This window comes from Pseudomonas sp. GM78 (genome assembly GCF_000282475.1).
Classification (GTDB): Bacteria; Pseudomonadota; Gammaproteobacteria; order Pseudomonadales; family Pseudomonadaceae; genus Aquipseudomonas.
Genome location: NZ_AKJF01000198.1, coordinates 181348 through 204409, shown reverse-complemented (window position 1 = coordinate 204409; position 23062 = coordinate 181348). Strand labels below are relative to the sequence as shown.

Genomic DNA, 23062 nt, shown 5'->3' with positions numbered 1-23062 from the left:
CCACTTGCGCTTCAGATCTCTCATCAGCGGGAGGCGAATTCTACAGCGTTACACGCTGCTGTCAACACCTCTTTTTCAACTTCCTTCGGGCTTCGATGAACTGAAGCAACCTGCTGCCAAAACTGCATAACTCATTGTTTACCAAGGAGTTTTCTGTTTCGACTGCGCCGGAAGTGGGGCGAATTATAGGCCTCCAGAATCTGCCGTCAAGCGTTGATTTTAGTTTTCTATCAATAACTTACAGAAGGCGCCAAAACACCCCGATTAAGCCCTATATAGAAGAGGCAAACGCTTCTCTATATAGAAGAGCTCTATCAGAGGACGCCCGAAGTCTTGAGTACAGACACGGCGCCAGCGTCCAGCCCCAGTACCCTCTGCAAAACCTCCAGCGTATGCTCGCCCAGCAAAGGCGGTGCATACCGATACTCCACTGGCGTCTCGGACAGCCGTATCGGACTGGCCACCTGGGGCACGCTGCCAGCCAACGCGTGAGGCAACTCAATCGCCAACCCGCGCGCCTTGACCTGGGGATCTTCAAACATCTGCGCCAGGTCATTGATGGGGCCACACGGCACACCGGCCTGCTCCAACTGAGCGACCCATTCAGCGGTCGTCTTGAACACCGTCGCCTGACGGATCAGGGGGATCAGCACAGCCCGGTTTGCCACCCGCAACTTGTTGGTCGCAAAACGCGGATCGTCCGCCCACTGGGGCTGACCCGCCACTTCGGAAAACTTGCGGAACTGCCCGTCGTTCCCGACCGTCAGGATGAAATCGCCATCTGCCGTAGGAAAATCCTGGTAAGGCACGATGTTAGGGTGAGCATTGCCCAGGCGCTTTGGCGCATTGCCCGTTGTCAGGTAGTTCATTGCCTGGTTGGCCAGGCACGCGACCTGCACATCCAGCAATGCCATATCAATATGCTGCCCACCACCATCGTGGTCTCGATGCGCAAGCGCAGCCAGGATGGCCACCGTCGAATAGAGCCCGGTGAGGATATCCGTCAGCGCCACGCCAACCTTGACCGGCCCCGCCCCTTCTTCGCCTTCAGGTCGACCCGTCAGGCTCATCAGACCACCAAGACCCTGGATCATGAAGTCATAGCCCGCACGCTTGGCGTAAGGACCGGTTTGCCCAAACCCGGTAATAGAGCAATAGATCAGATCAGGATTGATCGCCTTCAGCGACTCATAGTCCAGACCGTAGGCCGCCAAACCGCCGACCTTGAAATTCTCGATCAGGATATCCGACTTGGACGCCAGCTCACGCACCAGCTTCTGTCCCTCCGGGCGCGTGAAGTCGATGGTGACCGATTGCTTGTTGCGATTGGCCGACAGGTAATAGGCGGCCTCGCTGGTGTTCTCGCCATAGGCGTCCTTGAGGAACGGCGGGCCCCAGGCGCGCGTGTCATCGCCATTGCCCGGACGCTCGACCTTGATCACTTCGGCGCCAAGGTCGGCGAGGATCTGCCCGGACCATGGCCCGGCCAGCACCCGCGATAAATCCAGTACCCGTAGATGCGAAAGCGCGCCCATGGCGTTCTCCTATTAATAGAACGCCTGGATGCCGGTCTGCGCGCGACCGAGGATCAGCGCGTGGACGTCGTGCGTACCCTCATAGGTATTCACCACTTCCAGGTTGACCAGGTGACGCGCCACCCCGAATTCATCCGAGATACCGTTGCCGCCCAGCATGTCACGGGCCATACGGGCGATATCCAGGGACTTGCCGCAGGAGTTGCGCTTCATCATCGAGGTAATTTCAACCGCCGCGGTGCCTTCGTCCTTCATGCGCCCCAGACGCAGGCAGCCTTGCAGCGCCAGGGTGATTTCGGTCTGCATGTCGGCCAGCTTCTTCTGGATCAACTGGGTAGCGGCCAACGGGCGACCGAACTGCTGACGATCCAGGGTGTATTGACGAGCGGTGTGCCAGCAGAACTCGGCTGCGCCCAGTGCGCCCCAGGAAATGCCGTAACGGGCCGAGTTCAAGCAGGTGAAGGGACCTTTCAGACCACGGACGTCTGGGAAGATGTTTTCTTCCGGCACGAACACGTTGTCCATGACGATCTCACCGGTGATCGAAGCCCGCAGGCCAACCTTGCCGTGAATCGCCGGGGCGCTCAGGCCTTTCCAGCCCTTCTCCAGAACGAAGCCACGGATGTCGCCGGCATCGTCCTTGCCCCAGACCACGAACACATCGGCGATCGGGCTGTTGGTGATCCACATCTTGCTGCCGGTCAGGCTGTAGCCGCCTTCCACTTTTCGTGCACGAGTGATCATCGCTCCCGGATCGGAGCCATGGTTAGGCTCGGTCAGGCCGAAGCAGCCAATCCACTCGCCCGACGCCAGTTTTGGCAGGTATTTCTGTTTCTGGGCTTCAGTACCGAATTCATTGATCGGCACCATCACCAGCGAGGATTGCACACTCATCATCGAGCGGTAGCCGGAGTCGACACGCTCGACTTCACGCGCAATCAAACCGTAGCTGACGTAGTTCAGGCCGCTGCCACCGTACTGCTCGGGAATGGTTGCACCCAACAGGCCCACTTCGCCCATTTCGCGGAAGATCGCCGGATCGGTCTTTTCATGGCGGAAAGCTTCGAGCACGCGCGGCGCGAGACTTTGCTGAGCGAACTGCGCAGCGGTGTCGCGGATCATGCGCTCTTCTTCGGTGAGCTGTTGATCCAGCAGCAGGGGATCGATCCAGTTGAAGCTAGCTTTACCGGCCATGAGTGTGTCCTCTCGAAACAGGTCAAATAACGTGCAGTGATCCTAGGCCGGGTTCGGCGTCTGGGCAAACGAGGATTTCGCATACTGTTGTGCTAATTTCTCACTCCGAAACGTCGCAAAACCCATTCAATGCGATGTATTAGTGAGGTTGACGTACATGCGAAGGAAAATACCCAGCACAACGGCCCTGATCAGCTTCGAGGCGGCCGCCCGCCATGAAAGCTTCACCAAGGCAGCCCTGGAACTTTCGCTGACCCAAGGGGCGATTTGCCGACAAATCGCCAGCCTCGAGGAGTTCCTCGGCGTGGAACTGTTCCGACGCTCCCGGCGCGGGGTCAAGCTGACGGAGGCGGGACTTTCCTACAGTCGCCGTGTGGCCACTCAACTCGATGCGGTCGAGCGCGACACCTTGTCGGTGATGGGCCAGCAGGGAGCCAACGTCATCGAACTGGCCGTGGTTCCGACCTTTGGCACCCAGTGGCTGCTGCCCAGGCTCAAGGACTTTCAACACAAACACCCAGAAGTGACGGTCAACCTGACCAACCGCACGCGGCCATTCCTGTTTGCCGACACCGATTTCGACGCGGCGATCTACTTCGGTGATGCGGATTGGTCGGGTACTGAATCCCACAGGCTGATGGGTGAAAATCCGATGCCCGTGTGCAGCCCCAACCTGTTGGGCAACAAGGATGCCCTGACCCCCTCTGAAATCGCCGACCTGCCCCTGCTGCAACAGACCACTCGCCCCTACGCCTGGCGCCAATGGTTCGACTCTCAACACCTGAACGTCCCCCGAGACATGACAGGGCCGCGTTACGAGCTATTCTCCATGCTGGCCCAGGCGGCGATGCACGATATGGGGATTGCGCTGATCCCGCCGTTCCTGATTCAGCGCGAATTGGCCGAGTCGCGCCTGGTGATCGCCAACCCGCAGGCACTCTCCAGCATCAAGGCTTATTACCTGATGATTCCGGAGCGAAAGGTCGAATCGGCCTCTTTAAGGGCTTTTCGTGACTGGCTGGTAAATCAGGCCCATGGCTACAGCCTAGAAGGATAAAGGCCCTGAGCACTTATCTGACCTCGTAGTCAGAAAAATAAAAACCCTACAGATATAAGTATTTGTCGCATGGAAGAAAACTGTACGGCGAAGCAGTACAAACGTGCCATAAGCGCCTGACGACGCGGCTTTGCGCCACTATTTCAGCACAATGGCGCATCATTCATATGGCCGATGCGAAAATTGTTTGATTTGCGCCAAAGTGCCCGAAAGGTACGGCCTACAAGGGATTGAGCCGTTTGGTTGCGACATTCGGTCACGGGGTGACTTGTAGTTAATTTTCCGTCACCCGTCATAATCCCTTGAAAGGGCACAAAGTTCGCCTGCAAAATGCCGCGCCCCGCCTGAATTTGGCGGGGTCGTGCTGATCGGCCGCCCCAGCCGCACCATCCGTAGTGCATGGGTTTACTCAATAAGATCACGCAGGAGATTTGACGTGCACATTGGTGTTCCTCTCGAAACCCAGACCGGTGAAACACGGGTTGCTGCAACCCCCGAAACTATCAAGAAGCTCATCGGCCAGGGTCATAAGGTCACTGTACAAAGCGGCGCGGGCGTCAATGCCAGCGTTGTCGACAGTGCCTATGTAGCCGCTGGTGCGGTCATTGGCAGCGCCAGTGAGGCGTTCGGTGCAGAGCTGATTTTGAAGGTGGTCGCTCCCAGCGACAGCGAGCTTGCTCTGATAAAGAGCGGCACCGTTGTGGTGGGGATGCTCAATCCGTTTAACAACGAAACCATCGCCAAGATGGCCGAGTGCGGCATTACCGCCTTTGCCCTGGAGGCCGCGCCTCGCACCTCCCGTGCACAGAGCCTCGACGTACTGTCCTCGCAAGCCAACATCGCCGGCTATAAAGCCGTGTTGCTGGCCGCCCATCATTATCCGCGCTTCATGCCGATGCTGATGACCGCCGCGGGCACCGTGAAAGCGGCGCGGGTGCTGATTCTCGGCGCCGGTGTTGCCGGGCTGCAGGCCATCGCTACGGCCAAGCGCCTGGGTGCGGTGATCGAAGCCTCGGACGTGCGGCCTGCGGTGAAGGAGCAGATCGAATCCCTGGGCGCCAAGTTCGTTGACGTGCCTTACGAGACCGATGAAGAGCGCGAATGCGCCGTCGGTGTCGGCGGTTACGCACGCCCAATGCCGGCCAGCTGGATGCAGCGCCAGGCCGTGGCCGTGCACGAACGCGCCAAGCAGGCTGACATCGTCATCACCACGGCACTGATTCCAGGTCGCAAGGCACCGACGCTGCTCAGCGCGGAAACCGTGGCCCAGATGAAACCGGGGTCGGTGGTCATCGACCTGGCGGCGGCACAGGGCGGCAACTGCCCGCTGACCGTGGCCGACCAGGTGGTTGTCGAAAACGGCGTGACCATCGTTGGCCCGACCAACCTGGCGGCCGCGGTCGGTGCCGATGCCTCGGCACTGTATGCCCGCAACCTGCTGGACTTCATGAAACTGTTGTTCGATAAAGAAGGACAACTGGTGATCAACCTTGAAGACGATATCGTCGCCGCGTGCCTGATGTGCCGCGACGGCCAGATCGTGCGCAAGAACGGCTGAGGATAAAAACAATGGAAGACATGCTGATCTCTCACGGTATCTACAACCTGATCATCTTCGTGCTGGCCATCTATGTTGGCTACCACGTGGTCTGGAACGTGACCCCTGCACTGCACACCCCACTGATGGCCGTGACCAACGCGATCTCGGCCATCGTCATCGTCGGCGCCATGCTCGCGGCCGCCCTCACCGTGACCCCACTGGGCAAGACCATGGGCACCCTGGCCGTGGCCCTGGCCGCTGTAAACGTATTTGGTGGCTTCCTGGTGACCCGGCGCATGCTGGAAATGTTCAAGAAGAAAGCGGCGCCAGCAAAAGCTCCGGCAGCCAAGGCCGAAGCAATCAAGGCTGAGGTGCAGCAAGCATGAGTATGAATCTGGTTACTTCCCTGTATTTGATCGCCTCGGTCTGCTTCATCCAGGCGCTCAAGGGACTCTCGCACCCCACCACGTCGCGTCGCGGCAACCTGTTCGGCATGCTCGGCATGGGCCTGGCGATCCTCACCACGGTCGGCCTGATCTACAAGCTGGGCGCCGAACTGGCCCACGACGGTATCGTCTACGTGATCGTCGGCCTGCTGATCGGCGGCACTGTCGGTACGATCATGGCCAAACGCGTTGAAATGACCAAGATGCCCGAACTGGTCGCCTTCATGCACAGCATGATCGGCCTGGCGGCGGTGTTCATCGCCGTGGCCGCCGTGGTCGAGCCGCAGTCGCTGGGCATCGTGCAGAACCTCGGCGATGCCATTCCGGCCGGTAACCGCCTGGAGCTGTTCCTGGGCGCTGCCATCGGTGCGATCACCTTCTCCGGCTCGGTCATTGCGTTCGGCAAGCTGGCGGGCAAGTACAAGTTCCGCCTGTTCCAGGGCGCGCCAGTACAGTTTGGCGGTCAGCACAAGCTGAACCTGCTGCTGGGCCTGGCCACACTGGCACTGGGCGTGACTTTCATGCTCACCGGCGACTACACCGCTTTCAGCGTGATGCTGGCGCTGGCCTTCGTGCTCGGCGTGCTGATCATCATCCCGATTGGCGGTGCCGACATGCCGGTGGTGGTGTCGATGCTCAACAGCTACTCCGGCTGGGCAGCAGCGGGTATCGGCTTCTCGCTGAACAACTCGATGCTGATCATTGCCGGTTCGCTGGTCGGTTCGTCCGGTGCGATCCTCTCGTACATCATGTGCAAGGCGATGAACCGCTCGTTCTTCAACGTACTGCTCGGCGGCTTCGGCAACACGGCGGATGCGGGCCCTGCAGGCTCGAAAGAAGCGCGTCCGGTGAAATCCGGTTCGGCTGACGATGCGACTTTCCTGCTGACCAACGCCGACACCGTGATCATCGTTCCGGGCTACGGCCTGGCGGTAGCACGGGCACAGCATGCGCTGAAGGAACTGACCGAGAAGCTGACCCATCGCGGCGTGACCGTGAAGTACGCGATCCACCCGGTTGCCGGTCGTATGCCTGGCCACATGAACGTATTGCTGGCCGAGGCCGAAGTGCCTTACGACCAGGTGTTCGAGATGGACGACATCAACTCCGAGTTCGGCCAGGCCGACGTGGTGCTGGTGCTGGGCGCCAACGACGTGGTCAACCCGGCCGCGAAGAACGATCCGAAATCGCCGATTGCCGGCATGCCGATCCTCGAAGCGTTCAAGGCCAAGACCATCATCGTCAACAAGCGTTCGATGGCCAGCGGCTATGCCGGTCTGGACAACGAACTGTTCTACCTGGACAAAACCATGATGGTCTTCGGCGACGCCAAGAAAGTCATCGAAGACATGGTTAAAGCTGTCGAGTAAGACCGTTTCGCAGTACCACAACGCCCCGACTCGTCGGGGCGTTTTTGTTTGCGAACATTGTCGGACAAACCACCGCGTTATTACCGAAACGGTAACGGTGTTTTGTCTGAAAGCACCGGAATAGACGCCTCGTTTGCGACCTTGGTAGCGGGACACAGCGCCGTGAAATTCACTAGACTGCACGTCCTGCTACCCGTTGCCCGAGATAACAATCCATGTACCGTGACCGTATTCGCCTGCCTTCGTTGTTGGATAAAGTGATGAGCGCCGCCGAGGCTGCCGCTCTGATTGAGGACGGCATGACCGTCGGCATGAGCGGCTTCACCCGCGCCGGCGAAGCCAAGGCCGTACCCCACGCACTGGCCGAACGGGCCAAGGTCACCCCGTTGAAGATCAGCCTGATGACCGGCGCCAGCCTGGGCAACGACCTCGATAAACAGCTCACCGAGGCCGGCGTATTGTCGCGCCGCATGCCCTTCCAGGTGGACAGCACCTTGCGCAAGGCAATCAACGCTGGCGATGTGATGTTCATCGACCAACATCTCTCGGAAACCGTCGAGCAGCTGCGCAACCAGCAACTGAAGCTGCCGGACATCGCGGTGATCGAAGCCGTGGCCATTACCGAGCAAGGCCACATCGTGCCGACCACTTCCGTGGGCAACTCGGCCAGCTTCGCGATTTTCGCCAAGCACGTGATCGTCGAGATAAACCTGGCGCACAACCCGAACCTCGAAGGCCTGCACGACATCTATATCCCGACCTATCGCCCGACCCGCACGCCGATTCCCCTGGTCAAGGTCGACGATCGCATTGGCAGCACCGCCATCCCGATCCCACCGGAAAAGATCGTCGCAATCGTGGTCACCAACCAGCCGGACTCTCCGTCCACCGTGCTGCCACCGGACGTGGACACCCGGGCCATCGCCGATCACCTGATCGACTTCTTCAAGCAAGAAGTCGACGCGGGTCGCATGACCAACAAGCTCGGCCCGCTGCAGGCCGGTATCGGCACCATCGCCAACTCGGTGATGTGCGGCCTGATCGAATCGCCATTCGAAGACCTGACCATGTACTCCGAAGTGCTTCAGGACTCGACGTTCGACCTGATCGACGCCGGCAAGCTGAGTTTTGCCTCCGGCAGCTCGATCACCTTGTCGAGCCGGCGCAACGCTGACGTATTCGGCAACCTGGAGCGCTACAAGGACAAACTGGTCCTGCGCCCGCAGGAAATCTCCAACCACCCGGAAGTGGTCCGCCGACTCGGCATCATTGGCATCAACACCGCCCTTGAATTCGATATCTATGGCAACGTCAACTCCACCCACGTCTGCGGCACGCGCATGATGAACGGCATTGGCGGCTCGGGCGACTTCGCGCGCAACGCGCACCTGGCTATCTTCGTGACCAAGTCGATCGCCAAGGGCGGGGCGATTTCCAGCGTGGTGCCGATGGTCAGCCACGTTGACCACACGGAACACGATGTCGACATCCTCGTCACCGAAGTCGGCCTGGCAGACCTGCGCGGCCTGGCACCTCGAGAGCGCGCTCGCGTGATCATCGACAACTGTGTACACCCGGATTACCGTCAGGCGCTGAACGACTACTTCACGGCAGCCTGCGCAATCGGCGGACACACCCCGCATATCCTGCGTGGTGCCCTGAGCTGGCACATGAACCTGGAAGAAACCGGGAGAATGATCGCTGTTTGATTGATACAGATGGCAGCTGACGCAAACACAGTTTCGTCAGCTTGCTGTTGCTAAGCCCAATCCCATCAAAAACTGTACTGCTGTACCGGTCTTTTCTTACCGAATTCTCCTACACACTTCACTCAAATGAGCAAAATTGCACCATAACGGCGCAGACAGGTACAGTTGCCTCATTTTTGACCAGTACACCCCCTATAAACAGTTAACTGAGCTCTCACAATACAGATGAACTGTATCTACAGAGACTAGGCAAACAAGAGGATCATGGGCACCAGTTAAGCCACTACCTAATCCCGCCATAAGCGGAAGGATGAAAACCATGGAACGTACACTCAGTTCCGATCTGTTCTTCGAAGACACCGCTGCAAAAACCCAGGCCTCCATGCCTCTGCGCGTTATCGCCAACCTGATGCTGTGGCAGCGCCGCATCTCCAGCCGCCACCAACTGGCTCGTCTGGATTCGCGTCTGCTGGCTGATGCCGGGATTAGCGAAGCACAACGCTACGAAGAGCTGAGCAAGCCGTTCTGGCGCTAAGTTAGCGTCGCTGGCTCTGACCTGCAGGGTCTACCGCCAGCAACCCGAATTGAAAAAACAAAGCCCGTCGTGGGAAGCCACGACGGGCTTTGTCGTTTCAGGCCTGTTAATGCGCAAACAGGTACAGTTCCTACAACAAGACAGTAGACCGATACAGTTCTACAATTACCTTTCGGCCGATCGAACTGATTTTTAGCAACCTTTTCTCTTATAGGCTGTTCGAAACGCCCTGCTCAGGCCTAATATCAAGCCAGAACGTGTTGCCCCCCCCGAGTGTCTAACGTCTAACTCATCAGACACTGCACCACCTCTTAATTGTCTTATCCAAAGGAGTTACACCATGTCCCGTCTTCGTCTGCTCAGCGCTGCAGCCCTGCTTGCCGTGGCTGCCAATGCCCACGCCACCAGCTTCATCGTGACCACCGATGCCGTCGTCGGTGCACTCAAAGCCACGTCCGACGCGACCTCCGACGTCACGTCTTCGTTCAAGGACGACAAGATCGTGCTCGCGGCCCGTGACGATGCTGCCAGCTTCGTCGCCAGCGAAGGCAGCATCCGTGGGGTAAAACTGGAAAGCGCACTTGATCACATTCGCCATCAGGCTCCACAACTGAACGCAACCGACGCACAGTTGGCACAGGCCATCCTGACCATCTAATCGTTTGCCGCGACAGGGACACGCGTGGCGTGTCCCAATGTTTCAGCACTGGCTCTAGCCCGGGCCTTGCGCTAGCCTTGGGACTCACGTTCAACTGTCGAGTCTCATGCGTTTTCTTTCAAGCCTGTTGATTACTCCAGTATTTCTAGCAGCCTGCTACTCAGGGCCGGCCCATGCTTTCGACGCGTTTAACCTGTCTACCCAGGGCATCGTGGCCAGCAGTTATGCCTCAGGCATGGTGACCTCTGCCCCCTTCGACCATAAACTGCTCTCCGCCCGGGATGATGCCGCGGCATTCATCGCCAGTGATGGCCAGATGAGAGGCGCACGGCTGGAGTCGGCCCTGGCTTACCTGCGCCAGACCCAGCCAAAACTTCATGCCAGCGACCTTGAACTGGCACAGGCAATTCTCGTCCAATAGTTATCCCAAGTTTCTCCGGAGTCGTTCCATGCGTAACCCACTGATTGTTGCCACCCTTGGCCTGCTGTTGTTGGCTGATGTGGCCCAGGCCCAAACCCTGGTTGCCACCAGCAACATTCTCATTCGTGCCACCCAGCGCACACTGGACTTCACTTCCGACACCACGACGTCGATCCGCGACTCGAAAATTGTCCGCGAAGCCCAGGACGATGCCGCCAGTTTCGTCGCCAGCAACGGCGATATTCGTGGTGCGCATCTGGAATCCGCTCTCAACTTGTTGCGCACTCGCGTTCCGGAAGCCCGCGAAGCCAGTGATCAGGATCTCGCCGAAGCCATCCTCGCACTGTGAGGTCGCCAGCTGCCTGGCTGTTGGCCGGGGCCATGCTGCTGTTCGGCAGCACGGCCCACGCCGACCTCGAACTACGCCTCAAGACCGAAGGCCTGAGCCCCGCGCAACAGCAAGCCAGCCAAGCGTTGCTTGATGAAGCCATGCAGGCATTGCCGCCACGGTTCATCGAACAACTCGACCGGCGTATTGACGTCGGCTGGACCGATAACATGCGCAGCGATGCCTACGGCCAGGCGTCGCTGGTGTCCGAGCTCGATCTGAATCGCAACCTGTTGGCGAGCCTCACCGATGGCAGCGCCGCGACCAAAAAAACCTATCGCCCCCATGGCACGGTGCACCGGGAAATGCTCGCCACGGTGCTGCATGAGCTTACCCACATTTATGACCGCTCGCGCCTCTGGTCGAACACGGAACGCACGCTGATCCAGCGCTGTACCCAACGCAATGGCAGTTCAGGGCTGATCGGCATTCCCGATCAATGCCGCGGCCAGTCCGATCGACGCTTTACCTTCAGCGACGACCCGCGCCTGCTCGACCTTGCCGGTTGGCAACAGTACGTTGGCCGTCGTGGCGAGCGCGAACAGCACAACCGCCAGATCGTCCGCAGCCCGGATATCTACGAGACCAGCAGTCCCAAGGAATTCGTCGCGGTCAACATGGAGTATTTCCTCCTCGACCCGAGCTACGCCTGTCGCCGCCCTGCGCTGTACCGCTACTACAAGGAGCGCTTCGGCTGGGCACCTGCGGCCAAGGGCGATTGCGGCAAGACCTTCGCATTCCTCAATGCTGGCAATGACTTTGCCAAGACGCCTTTGGGCCAGGTCGATCCGGAGCGGGTCTACGCCGTCGACTACCTGCTGGCAGAGGCCAACCAGAACTGGGTCAGCCGTTGGGGCCACAGCATGTTGCGCCTGGTGATCTGCGCACCGGGCCGGCCACGCGGTCCGGATTGCCGCCTGGACCTGGACCAGCACCTGGTGTTGTCCTACCGCGCATTCGTGGGCGACGTGCAGCTATCGAGTTGGGATGGATTGGTGGGTAAATACCCGTCACGCCTGTTCGTGCTGCCACTGGCCCAGGTGATCGACGAATACACCAAGACCGAACTGCGCAGCCTTGCCTCCGTGCCGCTGAACCTGTCTCGTGAAGAGATTGAAAACGTGGTGGAACGTGCCGCCGAGATGCACTGGAGTTACGACGGCAACTACTTCTTCCTGTCGAACAACTGCGCTGTGGAAGAACTGAAATTGTTGCGTGGCGGCACCAATAACTCAAAGTTGGTTGCCCTGGACAACATCATGCCCAATGGATTGCTGGAAGTGCTGAAGGGCCGCGGGCTGGCGGATACCAGCGTGCTGGACGATCCACGTGAGGCACTGCGCCTGGGTTATCGCTTCGACTCCTTCCGCGACCGCTATCAAGCGATGTTCGAGGTATTGCGAAAGCAGCTACCGATCAAACAGGAAAAGGTCGAAGACTGGTTGTCCCTGACCGCAGCGCAGCGCCGCCAGTGGTTCGATCAGGCGGATTTGCGCACCAGCGCGGCATTGCTCCTGCTCGAACAGGCAAGCTATCGCCAGCAGTTGCTCCTGGCACAGGACGAGGTCAAGCAACGTTACCTGGGTGCCCGTGAGTTGAAGAACGGCGGAATGGACAAGGCCAACGCAACGCTGAGGCAAATCCTCGATAGCAGCGGGTTCCTCAGCCGTCCGGCGGAATTGCTCGGCAGCGGCGGGTATGGCTTGCCACAACCTGCTGAATGGCAACGCCTGGAATCGGAGACCAGCCTGCGGCAGAAGCAGCTTCAGGCGCTGACTGGGGATCTGGACAAGGAAGTCAGGGCGCTGCTCGATCCAGACCGTGCAGCGGAAATGGCGGCCAATGAGGCCAATGTGAAACAGATTGGCGAGCACCTGCGCAAGCTGCACAAGGCTTCGGGTGGTTTGGAGTTGCCGTAAAAAAGGCTTTGCGGCGCAACAGCCGCGAAGCCTTTTGCCAAACGCGGGTCAGAGCACCCCTTCGAGAATCTCGTAGACAATCCCGGTACCCATTGCGATCAATACAATATCGCTACCCGCGCGACGCCATTCGTAGCCCTGGTAATACGGCAAACGACTCAACGCGCGATTGTCCAGGCGTTCGCCGTAATAGCCATGGGGCAGTGGCCGGCCGCGTTCCAGATGTATGCCTGGAGGCGACGGCGCACCACGGACGAAATAGTCGTGATGGTCATGAATCGTCTGACGCACCGGGCCAAAATCCCGGGGTGGTCCACCGCGATGGTTGTCCTGCCCGCCACGATGGTCATTGTCGTGGTTATCGTATTGGCCCTGTTGCGGGCCGCCGTGGTCATGATCGTTGCGCTGATCGGCGCTGGCGTGCAGCAACGGGGTCGCACTGAGCATCAGCACGCCCAGGCTGGCAATCAGACGTTTCGGCATTTTCATTGGGGCTTTCCTCACCGCACACACAACAAAAAGGGCTTCAGAACGTAGTCCTGAAGCCCTCGGTCTTGCTGGTTAGTCTGTGTCGGGAGGCTCTAATTCCTCTGTATCAGGAACTTTACCTTCAGCTGACGCGAGCCTTACGCACGCCATCGGCCAACGCCGAGCACAGGCTCAGCACGCCATCGATGGCCTGATCCGGCGTCGTGGCATTGGCGATGTGATCGATCAGTGCCGAGCCCACCACCACACCGTCCGCCAGGCGCGCGATGGATGCCGCTTGCTCCGGCGTGCGGATGCCGAAACCGATGCTGATCGGCAGGTCGGTGTGGCGACGCAGGCGAGTAACCGCCTCTTCGACGTGTTCCAGGGTTGCGGCGCCAGCACCGGTCACACCAGCCACCGATACGTAGTACACAAACCCGGAGCTGCCATTGAGGACTGTTGGCAGACGCACATCGTCAGTGGTCGGGGTAGTCAGACGGATGAAGTCCAGACCGGCCGCCTGGGCCGGGTCGCACAGCTCACCGTTATGCTCGGGCGGCATGTCCACCACGATCAGGCCATCGACACCGGCTTCTTTCGCGTCGGCGATGAAACGTGGCACGCCATATTTGTGGATCGGGTTGAAGTAACCCATCAGCACCAACGGCGTGTCGGTGTTGTCCTTGCGGAACTCACGCACCATTTCCAGGGTTTTCGCCAGATTCTGCTTAGCACCCAGCGCGCGGATGTTAGCCAGCTGAATCGCCGGGCCGTCGGCCATCGGATCGGTGAAGGGCATGCCCAATTCGATCACGTCGGCCCCAGCGGCCGGCAAACCCTTGAGGATTGCCAGAGAGGTGTCGTAGTCCGGGTCACCGGCGGTGACGAAGGTCACCAGGGCGGCGCGATTCTGTTCCTTGAGTTCGGCAAAACGCGTTTGCAGGCGGCTCATCAGTGTTTCTCCTGCTTAGATTGTTCCATATGGTGCATGACGGTCTGCATGTCTTTGTCGCCACGGCCGGAGAGGTTGACCACCATCAGGTGATCCTTCGGCAAAGTCGGCGCGCGCTTGAACACTTCAGCCAAGGCATGGGCGCTTTCCAAGGCAGGAATGATCCCTTCCAGGCGGCAGCACTGGTGGAATGCCGCGAGCGCTTCGTCGTCGGTCACCGAGGTGTACTGGACACGGCCGATGTCATGCAACCAGGCGTGTTCCGGGCCGATACCAGGGTAGTCGAGGCCAGCGGAGATCGAGTGGGCGTCGATGATCTGGCCATCTTCGTCCTGCAGCAGGAAGGTCCGGTTGCCGTGCAGCACACCCGGTACGCCGCCGTTCAGGCTGGCCGCGTGCTTGCCGGTTTCGATGCCGTAGCCGGCCGCTTCCACGCCGATGATCTCAACGCTTTTGTCATCCAGGAACGGGTGGAACAGGCCCATGGCGTTCGAACCACCACCGATGCACGCCACCAGGCTGTCCGGCAGGCGGCCTTCCTGGGCTTGCAGCTGGTCACGGGTTTCCTTGCCGATGACGGCCTGGAAGTCGCGGACCATAGCCGGGTAAGGGTGCGGACCGGCCACGGTGCCAATCAAGTAGAAGGTACTGTCGACGTTGGTCACCCAGTCACGCAGGGCTTCGTTCATCGCGTCTTTCAGAGTGCCGGTACCGGCCACGACCGGGATCACTTCGGCGCCCAACAGCTTCATGCGGAACACGTTGGCCTGCTGACGTTCGATGTCAGTGGTGCCCATGTAGATCACGCAGTCCAGGCCAAAACGCGCAGCCACGGTGGCGGTCGCCACGCCGTGCATGCCGGCGCCGGTTTCGGCGATGATGCGTTTCTTGCCCATGCGCCGCGCCAGCAGGATCTGGCCGATGCAGTTGTTGATCTTGTGTGCGCCGGTGTGGTTCAGCTCTTCACGCTTGAGATAAATCTTCGCGCCGCCACAGAATTCGGTCAGGCGTTCGGCGAAATAGAGCGGGCTCGGACGACCGACGTAGTCGCGCTGGAAATAGGCCAGCTCTTCCTTGAAGGCAGGATCTTCCTTGGCCGCTTCGTATTCACGGGCCAGGTCGAGGACCAGCGGCATCAAGGTTTCAGCGACGTAACGGCCGCCGAACGAGCCGAACAGGCCATTGGCGTCAGGGCCGTTGCGCAGATTAGTCTGGGTCATGGGGCGCTCCAATTGAATGCGTGATATGACAATGGGCTTCACTCTACCCCTGACGCCTGGCCCTGAAAACCGATAAGATCGCAACAACCTGTCAGGAAAACTCACAGATACCATGAGCCACGACCTGCCACCGCTGAACGCCTTGCGAGCCTTCGAAGCCACTGCCCGCTTAAACAGCGTCAGTCAGGCGGCCGAGCAGCTGCACGTCACTCATGGTGCGGTCAGCCGGCAGCTTAAAGTGCTTGAAGAACACCTCGGTGTGAGGCTGTTCATCAAGGAAGGACGCGGCCTGAAACTCACAGATGCAGGCATGCGTCTGCGTGACGCCAGCGCTGAAGCGTTTGAGCGTCTGCGCACCGTGTGCGCCGAGCTCACGCAAAGCACCGCCGATGCGCCGTTTGTCCTGGGCTGCTCGGGAAGCCTGCTGGCACGCTGGTTCATACCGCGCCTGGGGCGACTGAACGCTGATCTGCCCGACCTGCGCCTGCACCTGTCGGCCGGCGAAGGTGATCTCGACCCCCGTCGCCCGGGCCTGGATGCCCTGCTGGTTTTCGCCGAACCGCCCTGGCCCGCTGATATGCAGGTCTTCGAACTCGCCAGCGAACGGATCGGCCCGGTCATGAGCCCGCGATTTGCCGGTTATGAGCGCCTGAAAACGGCGCCGGCCACCGCGCTGCTCACTGAACCCTTGCTGCACACCACTTCGCGTCCGCAAGCCTGGCCCAGCTGGGCGCAGCAAAGCGGTCTCGACGCCAAAGCGTTGAAGTACGGGCAGGGTTTCGAACATTTGTATTACTTGTTGGAAGCCGCGGTGGCCGGACTAGGTGTGGCGATTGCCCCCGAGCCGCTGGTGGCCGAGGACTTGAAGGCGGGTCGCCTGGTCGCCCCTTGGGGATTTTGCGAAACACCCGCTCATCTGGCCTTGTGGCTACCCAAGCGCGCCGCGGACGGGCGCGCCAGGCAACTGGCGCAATGGCTCAAGAATGAGCTGCGCCAGACAGATCATTCCCCGCGTTTAAACAGCAGGTAGGCCGCCAACAGGCCCAGCGCTCCGACGGCAACACCGGCAGTCGTCCAGGGGTGCTCCTGTGCGTAATCACGAGTGGCAATTCCGGTTTCACGGGTTTTGACCTTGACCTCTTCATAGGCATCCGAGAGCAGATGGCGCGAATGCCTCAACGCATTCTCGGCATTGCCTTTAAGCACCTTGAGGGTTTTACGCGACTCGTCCGAGGCGTCGTCCTTCAGGTTTTCCAAGGATTTGAGCAGACTCTCGATCTCCGCTTCCATGCTTTGCAATGAGGCTTTGCGTAACGAGCTGTTGGCCATGGTGGCTCTCCTGCATTGTTGATGAGTGGCGTGTGTTGGTTGGGACTTCAGGGACTCGAGAAAGTGCAGTAAATGTGAGCTTCCATGTCGCAGCGCCGAAGGAAGTAAGACAGAAAATCACTGCTAGGCTGTATTTCACACCCTAAGGAGAACGCCATGACTGACCATCACACCTATAAGAAAGTCGAACTCGTAGGCTCGTCCACCAGCAGTATCGAAGACGCGATCAACAACGCGCTGGCCGAGGCCAGCAAGAGCCTCAAGTACATGGAGTGGTTTGAAGTGACCGAAACCCGCGGCCACATCAAGGACGGCAAGGCGGCGCACTTCCAGGTGACGCTCAAGGTCGGGTTCCGGATTGCCAGCAGCTGACGTTGGTCTAGTCTTCTGAACTTGCGCGCTGGCCGAGTGCCATAGGGACTGGCAATGCGCTTTGCGCGTTTCCGGCCAATGGCTGGATGCCTTTTTTTTGATCCGACCAGAGAATGCGACCGATGAAGAAGTTTATTTTGGCGGTAGGTTTGTTGAGCCTGGCGGGTACTGCCTTTGCTGAAGGCGGCAAGTCCTGCGAAGAGCTGAAAGCCGAAATCGCTGCAAGGCTTGATGCCAAGGGCGTTTCTGGCTATTCGCTGGAAATCGTCGACAAAGGCAATGCGTCTGGCGGAAAAATCGTCGGCACGTGCGAGAAGGGCAGCAAGGAAATAGTCTACAAGCGGTAGTCCCTAAAAACGGTAGCTCCAACAAACGATAGCCCCGACCGATTGCAAGCAAAAAGCCGACGCCAGCGTCGGCTTTTTTGCGGTCAGCGTGCCTAGCCCTTCATGACCTGCGCCAGCAGCTCATAGGAGTGCAGGCGATCCGCGTGTTCATACAGGTCGCAGGTGAAAATCAGTTCGTCGGCCTGGGTCTGCTCGATCAGTACTTCCAGCCTGGCGCGAATTTTTTGCGGGCTGCCGATCATCGCCAACCCCAGGAAATCGCTGACGGCTTCTTTTTCATGGGGCAACCACAGCCCGTCCATCGTTTTCACCGGCGGGCGCTGCACCAGGCTCTGTCCGCGCATCAGCGCGAGAATGCGCTGGAATACCGAGGTTGCCAGATAGTCGGCCTGCTCATCCGTGTCGGCGGCCACCAGCGGCACGCCGAGCATCACGTATGGCTTGTCCAGCACTGCAGAAGGCTTGAAATGATTGCGGTAGACGCGAATGGCCTCATGCATGAAGCGTGGAGCGAAATGTGAAGCGAAGGCGTAGGGCAACCCGCGCTCCCCTGCCAACTGCGCGCTGAACAGGCTTGAGCCCAGCAGCCAGATCGGGACATTCGTGCCGGTTCCTGGCATCGCGATAACGCGCTGGTCCGGCGTGCGCGGGCCGAGATAACGCACCAGTTCGGCCACATCGTCCGGGAAGTCGTCGGCGCTACCCGAGCGCTCACGGCGCAGTGCGCGGGCCGTCATCTGATCGGAACCGGGTGCACGGCCAAGTCCCAGGTCGATGCGCCCCGGATACAGGCTTTCAAGCGTGCCGAACTGTTCTGCGATCACCAACGGCGCATGGTTGGGCAACATGACTCCGCCGGAACCGACCCGAATGGTCGAGGTGCCACCGGCCAGATAGCCGAGCAGCACGGAGGTCGCGGAACTGGCAATGCCGTCCATGTTGTGGTGTTCGGCAACCCAGAACCGGTTATAGCCGAATTTTTCCACGTGCTGCGCCAGGTCCAGCGAGTTGCGCAACGACTGGGCGGCGCTGCCGTTCTCCCGCACGGGCACCAGGTCGAGGGTCGAGAACTTGATATCGGACAGTCGTTTCATAAACCTGCTTCTCCAATTGAGGGCGCAGGTTTTTTGTTACAAACGAAAACCTGCCGAATCCATAAGCGTGTTTCATGCAATGAGGGCATATACCCGAGTTTCAATAGCACGGCGAAATTTACCGGCAAAAAAGCCGAACGATCAGATGCGCTGAACTTTGCTCCCCGGTCTACCCTCAGAACCCTAGCGACCGAAACCACAACGGCGCGACCCTTCGCGCCGGATCTTGAGGAGACAGGCATGGCTATCACCAAGAAAGCATCCGCCCACTGGGAAGGTGATCTGAAAACCGGCATCGGCTCGATTTCCACCGAAACCGGGGTGCTCAGGGACGCGCCCTACGGCTTCAAGGCCCGCTTTGAAGGCGGCAAGGGCACCAATCCGGAAGAGTTGATCGGTGCGGCCCACGCGGGCTGTTTCTCCATGGCCTTTTCCATGATTCTCGGTGACGCCGGCCTCAAGGCCGACAGCATCGATACCAACGCCGAAGTGACCCTGGACCAGGTAGAAGGTGGTTTTGCGATCACGGCCGTGAAATTGATTCTCAAGGCAAAAATCCCTGGCGCGAGCCCGGCGCAGTTCGATGAGTTGAGCAACAAGGCCAAAGAGGGCTGCCCGGTATCCAAGGTGCTGAATGCGAAAATCAGCCTGGATGCGACTTTGCTCAGCTGAACTCGCATTGAAATGGAAAGATCGTAGCCTCCGACAGCTCCTACAGATTGACGCTGATCCTGTAGGAGCTGCCAAAGGCTGCGATCTTTTTTGAGTTGAAACAGATTTGCCGGGTCAAATTGTGGTCGAATAAATGACAGCAGCTAAAACGCATGACCTGTGCGCGCTGCCTCAAGGAGCTTCAACCATGAAACGTTTTGCCTTGGCGGTCATCTGTTGCGCCCTGGCCACTTCGGCCCTGGCGGCACCCAAACCTTGTGAAGAACTCAAGGCCGAAATCGAAGCCAAGATTCAGGCTGCAGGGGTGACGTCCTATACCCTGGAAATCGTTACCAATGACGAAGTGCACGATCAGAACATGGTCGTTGGCTCGTGCGATGGCGGCACCAAAAAAATCATCTACCAGAAGAATGACCGCTGACCGCAGTTACGGCACGCAGTTGATCTGGCCCGCTTCGGCAACGATCTCATGCTTGGCGTTATACAGCCGCGCTTCAGGGGTAAACGCCATGGAGCGAGCTTGTAACAAATAACGCTGACCGGCTTCGAAATGATCGTATTTGACGATCATGTAGCACAACCGCTCCGTGGTACCGCCGAACAAGTCCGAGCCCCCGCCGCCTGGCACTTCAAAATCGAAGCGCACCGTAAGCTCGTGGCTACCGGGTGTGACCTGAAAATAACGCCCGTCGCGCAATCGCTGGTTATCCAATCGCTCGGCCATCAGCAATTTATCGTTAGGGAATGGCGTAGAGAAGTCTACCCACGCCATGTTCGGATTGACCGCCGGCATCGGCGTCGAACAGCCGGCCAGGGCACTAGCGGCCAATAACAGCATCAACCTGCGCATGATGAATATCCCAATGTCGGGATATTCAGAATAGCGCCGATCAGGTCCGTTGGCAGCCCGCCGGTGTGCCCTGGCCAATCACTTTTCGCTGTTGATCATACAGCTTGGCCCATGGCCGAAAGCCGATATTCCCCGCCTGCAGTTGATAGCGCTCGCCCGCGTTGAAGTCGTTGAATTTCACATTCAGCTGGCAGTCTCGCCACAGCGGTTCCGCATCGGGGCCGATATTGGTGGGCTGGACCGGGAACTGGTAGCGAACGGTCAATTCATGGCTGCCGGGTTGGACCTCGAAATAGCGCTTGTCGGTGGCCGCTTTATTGTCCACCTCCAGCGCCAGCAGGGCCGTGTCTTCCTGATGTGACTCCAGATCGATCCATGCTTGCGTCGGATCATGGCGAGGTAATCCGAATCCTGCACAACCGGCCAGCATCAGCAGGCCTCCCGTCAGCATCAACTTGCGCATAGCGGAGCTCCAGTCAAGCGGGATAGTCTTGCGAGCAGACTCTCCAGGGATTTTTTTATTTTGATCAGGCCGCGTCGAAGCCTTGGGTTACTTGATCGCGTTTTACGCATTTTGTTTCCGGGCGTGTTGTTTTTGTTACTCAACGGTTGTTCCAGCGTCAGCTACTACAGTCAGTTGGCCAGTGGTCAGCTGCAATTGCTGCGGGCACGGGAGCCCGTTGCCCAGGTGATTGCCGATCCGCAGCGCGATCAGAAACTGCGCGCGCACCTGGCCCAATCACAAAAGGCCCGGACCTTCGCCAGCCAGCAACTGCACTTACCGGATAATCAGAGTTACCGCTTGTATGCCGACATTGGCCGTCCCTATGTAGTCTGGAACGTGTTTGTCACACCGGAATTTTCCCTGAAGCCACAAAACCATTGCTTCCCCATCGCCGGTTGCGTGGCTTATCGCGGTTTTTACAGCCAGAGCGCGGCTCGCGGTGAGGCGGCGTTGCAGCGCCTGCAAGGGATGGACGTGTCCATTGGTGGAGTAGAAGCCTATTCGACCCTGGGCTGGTTCAACGATCCGATCATGAACTCAATGATGGGCTGGGGCGATGAACGCCTGGCCACGCTGATCTTTCATGAACTCGCACATCAGCGCGTTTATGTGAAGGATGACACTGAGTTCAACGAGTCATTCGCCACCTTCGTCGAGCAGGAAGGTACTCGCCAGTGGCGGGCTTACCGTAACCTGCCACCCGAAAGCGGGACAAAGACGCAACAACGGGACCAATTCATTGAGCTGATTCTGGACACCCGCACCCGGCTGGAAAAATTGTACAGCCTACCGCTGCCGCCCGAGCAAATGCGCCAGCGTAAAGCCGAGGCGTTCGAACAGTTGCGCGCTGAATACCGACAGATGCGTGATAAACAATGGGCCGGGGATAAACGTTACGACGCGTGGATCAATGCGCCGATGAACAATGCGCGATTACTGCCGTTTGGCCTGTATGACCAATGGGTGCCGGCGTTTGCCGAGTTGTTCAGGCAGGAGGGTGGGGATTGGGTGAAGTTTTATGCGCGGGTCGAGAAGTTGGGTGCGTTGCCTGTTGGTGAACGCAAGGCGGCGCTGAAGGATTTGGTTGGATCATAAATCTTTGGTGGCGGTGAGGCCCTCTTCGCGGGCAAGTCGGGTCGCCGCACCGCCGCTCCCACAGTGATTTGTGTCGACCTGTAAATTGAGATCGACGCAGAACCCTGTGGGAGCGGGCTTGCCCGCGAAGGCGTTTTAACTAGCGCTGCAAAAACGCCTGATGCATCTCGTCCAACGTTTCAAAATGATAGGCCGGTGCTTCAGCGCTCAACTCCTCCCGACTGCCAAACCCATAACCCACCGCTGCCGCATCCAGCCCGTTACTGCGCGCACCGATCAGGTCGTGCTTGCGGTCGCCGATCATCAGGGTGCTGGCCGGGTCGAGGCCCTCTTCGGCCATCAGGTGGGCGATCAATTCGACTTTATTGGTGCGGGTGCCGTCCAGTTCGCTGCCGTAAATCACCTTGAAGTGTTTGGCGAAGTCGAAATGGCGGGCGATTTCCCGGGCGAAGACCCAGGGTTTGGAGGTCGCGATGTACAGTTGTCGTCCTTGCCCACCCAGGGTTTCGAGCAGCGGCGTGACGCCGTCGAACACCCGGTTTTCGTACAACCCGGTGACCTTGAACCGTTCCCGGTAGAAGTTCACCGCCTCCCAGGCCCTGGCCTCGTCAAAGTCATAGAACTGCATGAAGGCCTGCAACAAGGGCGGGCCGATGAAGTGTTCGAGCTTGGTCAGGTCGGGCTCATCTATGCCCAACTTGCCCAGGGCAAACTGGATCGAACGGGTAATGCCTTCGCGCGGGTCGGTCAGGGTGCCATCTAGGTCGAACAGAACGGTTTGGTAATGCATGAAAATTCCTGGGCGATAGCGAGATGTTTCAGATCTGGTCGTAGCCTTCGGCAAGATGCAGATCCTTGAGCTTCACGTAGTTCGCCGCGCTGTAGGTGAAAAAGGCTTGTTCCTTGTCGGTCAGTGGCCGGATCTGTTTCACCGGGCTGCCCACATATAGAAACCCGCTTTCCAGGCGTTTGCCCGGTGGCACCAGGCTACCGGCGCCGATGATCACATCGTCGGCGACCACCGCGCCGTCCATTACGATGCTGCCCATGCCGATCAACACCCGGCTGCCGACGGTGCAGCCATGCAGCATGACTTTGTGGGCGATGGTCACGTCATCGCCAATCAGCAACGGGAAACCGTCGGGGTTGAAAGGCCCGGCATGGGTGATGTGCAGCACACAGCCGTCCTGCACGCTGGTGCGCGCGCCAATGCGGATGCGGTGCATGTCGCCGCGGATCACCGTCAATGGCCACACCGAGCTGTCTTCGCCGATTTCAACATCGCCGATCACCACCGCCGAACTGTCGACAAAAGCGCCTTTACCGAGCAACGGCGTGTGGTTCTGGTACTTGCGAAGGGACACGATAGGTTCTCTCTCTGTC

27 protein-coding genes are annotated in these 23062 nt (G+C 59.1%); 16 read left to right on the top strand and 11 right to left on the bottom strand.

Annotated features, from left to right (window positions below; genetic code table 11):
* Window positions 1–314 precede the first annotated feature (314 nt).
* Both PMI35_RS04735 and PMI35_RS04740 read right to left on the bottom strand, forming a co-directional pair.
* Complete coding sequence (locus PMI35_RS04735) at window positions 315–1535, bottom strand: CaiB/BaiF CoA transferase family protein (protein ID WP_008064835.1); 1221 nt, start codon at window positions 1533–1535, stop codon at window positions 315–317.
* 12 nt (window positions 1536–1547) lie between these two features.
* Window positions 1548–2729, bottom strand: a complete 1182-nt coding sequence (locus tag PMI35_RS04740; RefSeq protein WP_008064832.1) for an acyl-CoA dehydrogenase — start codon at window positions 2727–2729, stop codon at window positions 1548–1550.
* A 157-nt stretch (window positions 2730–2886) separates the two neighbouring features.
* Here PMI35_RS04740 and PMI35_RS04745 point away from each other — a divergent pair, with 157 nt between their 5' ends.
* The 10 genes from PMI35_RS04745 (at window position 2887) to PMI35_RS04790 (ending at window position 12772) form a co-directional block, all read left to right on the top strand.
* Window positions 2887–3786, top strand: coding sequence for a LysR family transcriptional regulator (locus PMI35_RS04745; protein ID WP_008064831.1), 900 nt, complete (start codon window positions 2887–2889; stop codon window positions 3784–3786).
* Window positions 3787–4222: 436 nt separating this feature from the next.
* On the top strand, window positions 4223–5344 hold the full coding sequence (locus tag PMI35_RS04750) for a Re/Si-specific NAD(P)(+) transhydrogenase subunit alpha (RefSeq protein WP_008064829.1): 1122 nt from the start codon (window positions 4223–4225) through the stop codon (window positions 5342–5344).
* Window positions 5345–5355: 11 nt separating this feature from the next.
* Window positions 5356–5712: an NAD(P) transhydrogenase subunit alpha gene (locus tag PMI35_RS04755; protein ID WP_008064823.1), complete on the top strand. Its 357-nt coding sequence runs from the start codon at window positions 5356–5358 to the stop codon at window positions 5710–5712.
* Entirely contained in the window at window positions 5709–7142 is a 1434-nt protein-coding gene (locus tag PMI35_RS04760) for an NAD(P)(+) transhydrogenase (Re/Si-specific) subunit beta (protein ID WP_008064822.1), read from the top strand. Before PMI35_RS04755 ends, PMI35_RS04760 begins: the two co-directional genes overlap by 4 nt.
* Before the next feature lie 215 nt (window positions 7143–7357).
* The gene (locus PMI35_RS04765; protein WP_008064821.1) at window positions 7358–8851 is read left to right on the top strand and encodes an acetyl-CoA hydrolase/transferase family protein; all 1494 of its coding nucleotides are present in this window, start codon (window positions 7358–7360) and stop codon (window positions 8849–8851) included.
* Between the two features lie 319 nt (window positions 8852–9170).
* Complete coding sequence (locus tag PMI35_RS04770) at window positions 9171–9386, top strand: DUF1127 domain-containing protein (RefSeq protein WP_007947887.1); 216 nt, start codon at window positions 9171–9173, stop codon at window positions 9384–9386.
* Between the two features lie 340 nt (window positions 9387–9726).
* Window positions 9727–10044 (top strand): DUF2388 domain-containing protein, encoded by a 318-nt coding sequence (locus tag PMI35_RS04775; RefSeq protein ID WP_008064820.1) that lies wholly within the window; start codon window positions 9727–9729, stop codon window positions 10042–10044.
* Window positions 10045–10150: 106 nt separating this feature from the next.
* Window positions 10151–10465: a DUF2388 domain-containing protein gene (locus tag PMI35_RS04780; RefSeq protein WP_008064819.1), complete on the top strand. Its 315-nt coding sequence runs from the start codon at window positions 10151–10153 to the stop codon at window positions 10463–10465.
* A 28-nt stretch (window positions 10466–10493) separates the two neighbouring features.
* Window positions 10494–10814, top strand: a complete 321-nt coding sequence (locus PMI35_RS04785) for a DUF2388 domain-containing protein (RefSeq protein WP_008064818.1) — start codon at window positions 10494–10496, stop codon at window positions 10812–10814.
* A complete protein-coding gene (locus tag PMI35_RS04790) occupies window positions 10811–12772 on the top strand; it encodes a DUF7844 domain-containing protein (RefSeq protein WP_032832028.1) in 1962 nt (653 codons plus the stop codon). Before PMI35_RS04785 ends, PMI35_RS04790 begins: the two co-directional genes overlap by 4 nt.
* Window positions 12773–12820: 48 nt before the next feature.
* Here the strand turns inward: PMI35_RS04790 and PMI35_RS04795 are convergent, their stop codons facing one another.
* From PMI35_RS04795 to trpB, 3 genes are all read right to left on the bottom strand, one after another.
* Complete coding sequence (locus tag PMI35_RS04795; RefSeq protein ID WP_008064797.1) at window positions 12821–13261, bottom strand: anti-virulence regulator CigR family protein; 441 nt, start codon at window positions 13259–13261, stop codon at window positions 12821–12823.
* 121 nt (window positions 13262–13382) lie between these two features.
* Complete coding sequence (trpA, locus tag PMI35_RS04800) at window positions 13383–14195, bottom strand: tryptophan synthase subunit alpha (protein ID WP_008064795.1); 813 nt, start codon at window positions 14193–14195, stop codon at window positions 13383–13385.
* Complete coding sequence (gene trpB, locus PMI35_RS04805; protein ID WP_008064793.1) at window positions 14195–15415, bottom strand: tryptophan synthase subunit beta; 1221 nt, start codon at window positions 15413–15415, stop codon at window positions 14195–14197. The genes trpA and trpB overlap by 1 nt, the downstream gene beginning before the upstream one ends.
* A 112-nt stretch (window positions 15416–15527) precedes the next feature.
* Between trpB and PMI35_RS04810 the strand changes: the two genes are divergently transcribed.
* On the top strand, window positions 15528–16445 hold the full coding sequence (locus tag PMI35_RS04810; protein ID WP_008064791.1) for a LysR family transcriptional regulator: 918 nt from the start codon (window positions 15528–15530) through the stop codon (window positions 16443–16445).
* On the opposite strand, the gene PMI35_RS04815 is transcribed toward PMI35_RS04810, so the two are convergent.
* Entirely contained in the window at window positions 16418–16744 is a 327-nt protein-coding gene (locus PMI35_RS04815) for a DUF883 family protein (RefSeq protein ID WP_008064789.1), read from the bottom strand. The two genes, PMI35_RS04810 and PMI35_RS04815, sit on opposite strands and share 28 nt — an antisense overlap.
* Window positions 16745–16900: 156 nt before the next feature.
* Between PMI35_RS04815 and PMI35_RS04820 the strand changes: the two genes are divergently transcribed.
* Complete coding sequence (locus PMI35_RS04820; RefSeq protein WP_008027736.1) at window positions 16901–17116, top strand: dodecin; 216 nt, start codon at window positions 16901–16903, stop codon at window positions 17114–17116.
* Window positions 17117–17238: 122 nt separating this feature from the next.
* Window positions 17239–17463 (top strand): DUF1161 domain-containing protein, encoded by a 225-nt coding sequence (locus tag PMI35_RS04825; protein ID WP_008064787.1) that lies wholly within the window; start codon window positions 17239–17241, stop codon window positions 17461–17463.
* Window positions 17464–17555: 92 nt separating this feature from the next.
* Here the strand turns inward: PMI35_RS04825 and PMI35_RS04830 are convergent, their stop codons facing one another.
* Window positions 17556–18557 (bottom strand): LLM class flavin-dependent oxidoreductase, encoded by a 1002-nt coding sequence (locus tag PMI35_RS04830; protein ID WP_008064785.1) that lies wholly within the window; start codon window positions 18555–18557, stop codon window positions 17556–17558.
* Window positions 18558–18797: 240 nt separating this feature from the next.
* Between PMI35_RS04830 and PMI35_RS04835 the strand changes: the two genes are divergently transcribed.
* Both PMI35_RS04835 and PMI35_RS04840 read left to right on the top strand, forming a co-directional pair.
* Complete coding sequence (locus PMI35_RS04835) at window positions 18798–19229, top strand: OsmC family protein (RefSeq protein ID WP_008064783.1); 432 nt, start codon at window positions 18798–18800, stop codon at window positions 19227–19229.
* Window positions 19230–19416: 187 nt separating this feature from the next.
* Entirely contained in the window at window positions 19417–19650 is a 234-nt protein-coding gene (locus tag PMI35_RS04840; RefSeq protein ID WP_008064781.1) for a DUF1161 domain-containing protein, read from the top strand.
* Between the two features lie 6 nt (window positions 19651–19656).
* Here PMI35_RS04840 and PMI35_RS04845 read toward each other — a convergent pair whose 3' ends face one another.
* Complete coding sequence (locus tag PMI35_RS04845) at window positions 19657–20079, bottom strand: PA0061/PA0062 family lipoprotein (RefSeq protein ID WP_008064779.1); 423 nt, start codon at window positions 20077–20079, stop codon at window positions 19657–19659.
* A gap of 40 nt (window positions 20080–20119) precedes the next feature.
* Window positions 20120–20542, bottom strand: coding sequence for a PA0061/PA0062 family lipoprotein (locus PMI35_RS04850; RefSeq protein ID WP_008064778.1), 423 nt, complete (start codon window positions 20540–20542; stop codon window positions 20120–20122).
* A 60-nt stretch (window positions 20543–20602) separates the two neighbouring features.
* On the opposite strand from PMI35_RS04850, the gene PMI35_RS04855 reads away from it, so the two are divergent.
* Window positions 20603–21679, top strand: a complete 1077-nt coding sequence (locus PMI35_RS04855) for an aminopeptidase (protein ID WP_008064776.1) — start codon at window positions 20603–20605, stop codon at window positions 21677–21679.
* 139 nt (window positions 21680–21818) lie between these two features.
* Here PMI35_RS04855 and PMI35_RS04860 read toward each other — a convergent pair whose 3' ends face one another.
* Window positions 21819–22469: an HAD family hydrolase gene (locus PMI35_RS04860; protein ID WP_008064774.1), complete on the bottom strand. Its 651-nt coding sequence runs from the start codon at window positions 22467–22469 to the stop codon at window positions 21819–21821.
* Between the two features lie 28 nt (window positions 22470–22497).
* On the bottom strand, window positions 22498–23043 hold the full coding sequence (locus PMI35_RS04865) for a gamma carbonic anhydrase family protein (RefSeq protein ID WP_008064772.1): 546 nt from the start codon (window positions 23041–23043) through the stop codon (window positions 22498–22500).
* Window positions 23044–23062: the final 19 nt, after the last annotated feature.

Bases quoted from the DNA above. Each gene is read 5' to 3' on its own strand.
- PMI35_RS04845 (WP_008064779.1), bottom strand. From the start codon at position 20,079: ATGCGCAGGTTGATGCTGTTATTGGCCGCTAGTGCCCTGGCCGGCTGT.
- PMI35_RS04820 (WP_008027736.1), top strand. From the start codon at position 16,901: ATGACTGACCATCACACCTATAAGAAAGTCGAACTCGTAGGCTCGTCC.
- PMI35_RS04860 (WP_008064774.1), bottom strand. From the start codon at position 22,469: ATGCATTACCAAACCGTTCTGTTCGACCTAGATGGCACCCTGACCGAC.
- PMI35_RS04840 (WP_008064781.1), top strand. From the start codon at position 19,417: ATGAAACGTTTTGCCTTGGCGGTCATCTGTTGCGCCCTGGCCACTTCG.
- PMI35_RS04775 (WP_008064820.1), top strand. From the start codon at position 9,727: ATGTCCCGTCTTCGTCTGCTCAGCGCTGCAGCCCTGCTTGCCGTGGCT.
- PMI35_RS04755 (WP_008064823.1), top strand. From the start codon at position 5,356: ATGGAAGACATGCTGATCTCTCACGGTATCTACAACCTGATCATCTTC.
- PMI35_RS04810 (WP_008064791.1), top strand. From the start codon at position 15,528: ATGAGCCACGACCTGCCACCGCTGAACGCCTTGCGAGCCTTCGAAGCC.
- trpA (WP_008064795.1), bottom strand. From the start codon at position 14,195: ATGAGCCGCCTGCAAACGCGTTTTGCCGAACTCAAGGAACAGAATCGC.
- PMI35_RS04765 (WP_008064821.1), top strand. From the start codon at position 7,358: ATGTACCGTGACCGTATTCGCCTGCCTTCGTTGTTGGATAAAGTGATG.
- PMI35_RS04760 (WP_008064822.1), top strand. From the start codon at position 5,709: ATGAGTATGAATCTGGTTACTTCCCTGTATTTGATCGCCTCGGTCTGC.
- PMI35_RS04830 (WP_008064785.1), bottom strand. From the start codon at position 18,557: ATGAAACGACTGTCCGATATCAAGTTCTCGACCCTCGACCTGGTGCCC.
- PMI35_RS04795 (WP_008064797.1), bottom strand. From the start codon at position 13,261: ATGAAAATGCCGAAACGTCTGATTGCCAGCCTGGGCGTGCTGATGCTC.
- PMI35_RS04835 (WP_008064783.1), top strand. From the start codon at position 18,798: ATGGCTATCACCAAGAAAGCATCCGCCCACTGGGAAGGTGATCTGAAA.
- PMI35_RS04815 (WP_008064789.1), bottom strand. From the start codon at position 16,744: ATGGCCAACAGCTCGTTACGCAAAGCCTCATTGCAAAGCATGGAAGCG.
- PMI35_RS04850 (WP_008064778.1), bottom strand. From the start codon at position 20,542: ATGCGCAAGTTGATGCTGACGGGAGGCCTGCTGATGCTGGCCGGTTGT.
- PMI35_RS04770 (WP_007947887.1), top strand. From the start codon at position 9,171: ATGGAACGTACACTCAGTTCCGATCTGTTCTTCGAAGACACCGCTGCA.
- PMI35_RS04735 (WP_008064835.1), bottom strand. From the start codon at position 1,535: ATGGGCGCGCTTTCGCATCTACGGGTACTGGATTTATCGCGGGTGCTG.
- PMI35_RS04825 (WP_008064787.1), top strand. From the start codon at position 17,239: ATGAAGAAGTTTATTTTGGCGGTAGGTTTGTTGAGCCTGGCGGGTACT.
- PMI35_RS04780 (WP_008064819.1), top strand. From the start codon at position 10,151: ATGCGTTTTCTTTCAAGCCTGTTGATTACTCCAGTATTTCTAGCAGCC.
- PMI35_RS04745 (WP_008064831.1), top strand. From the start codon at position 2,887: ATGCGAAGGAAAATACCCAGCACAACGGCCCTGATCAGCTTCGAGGCG.
- PMI35_RS04740 (WP_008064832.1), bottom strand. From the start codon at position 2,729: ATGGCCGGTAAAGCTAGCTTCAACTGGATCGATCCCCTGCTGCTGGAT.
- trpB (WP_008064793.1), bottom strand. From the start codon at position 15,415: ATGACCCAGACTAATCTGCGCAACGGCCCTGACGCCAATGGCCTGTTC.
- PMI35_RS04785 (WP_008064818.1), top strand. From the start codon at position 10,494: ATGCGTAACCCACTGATTGTTGCCACCCTTGGCCTGCTGTTGTTGGCT.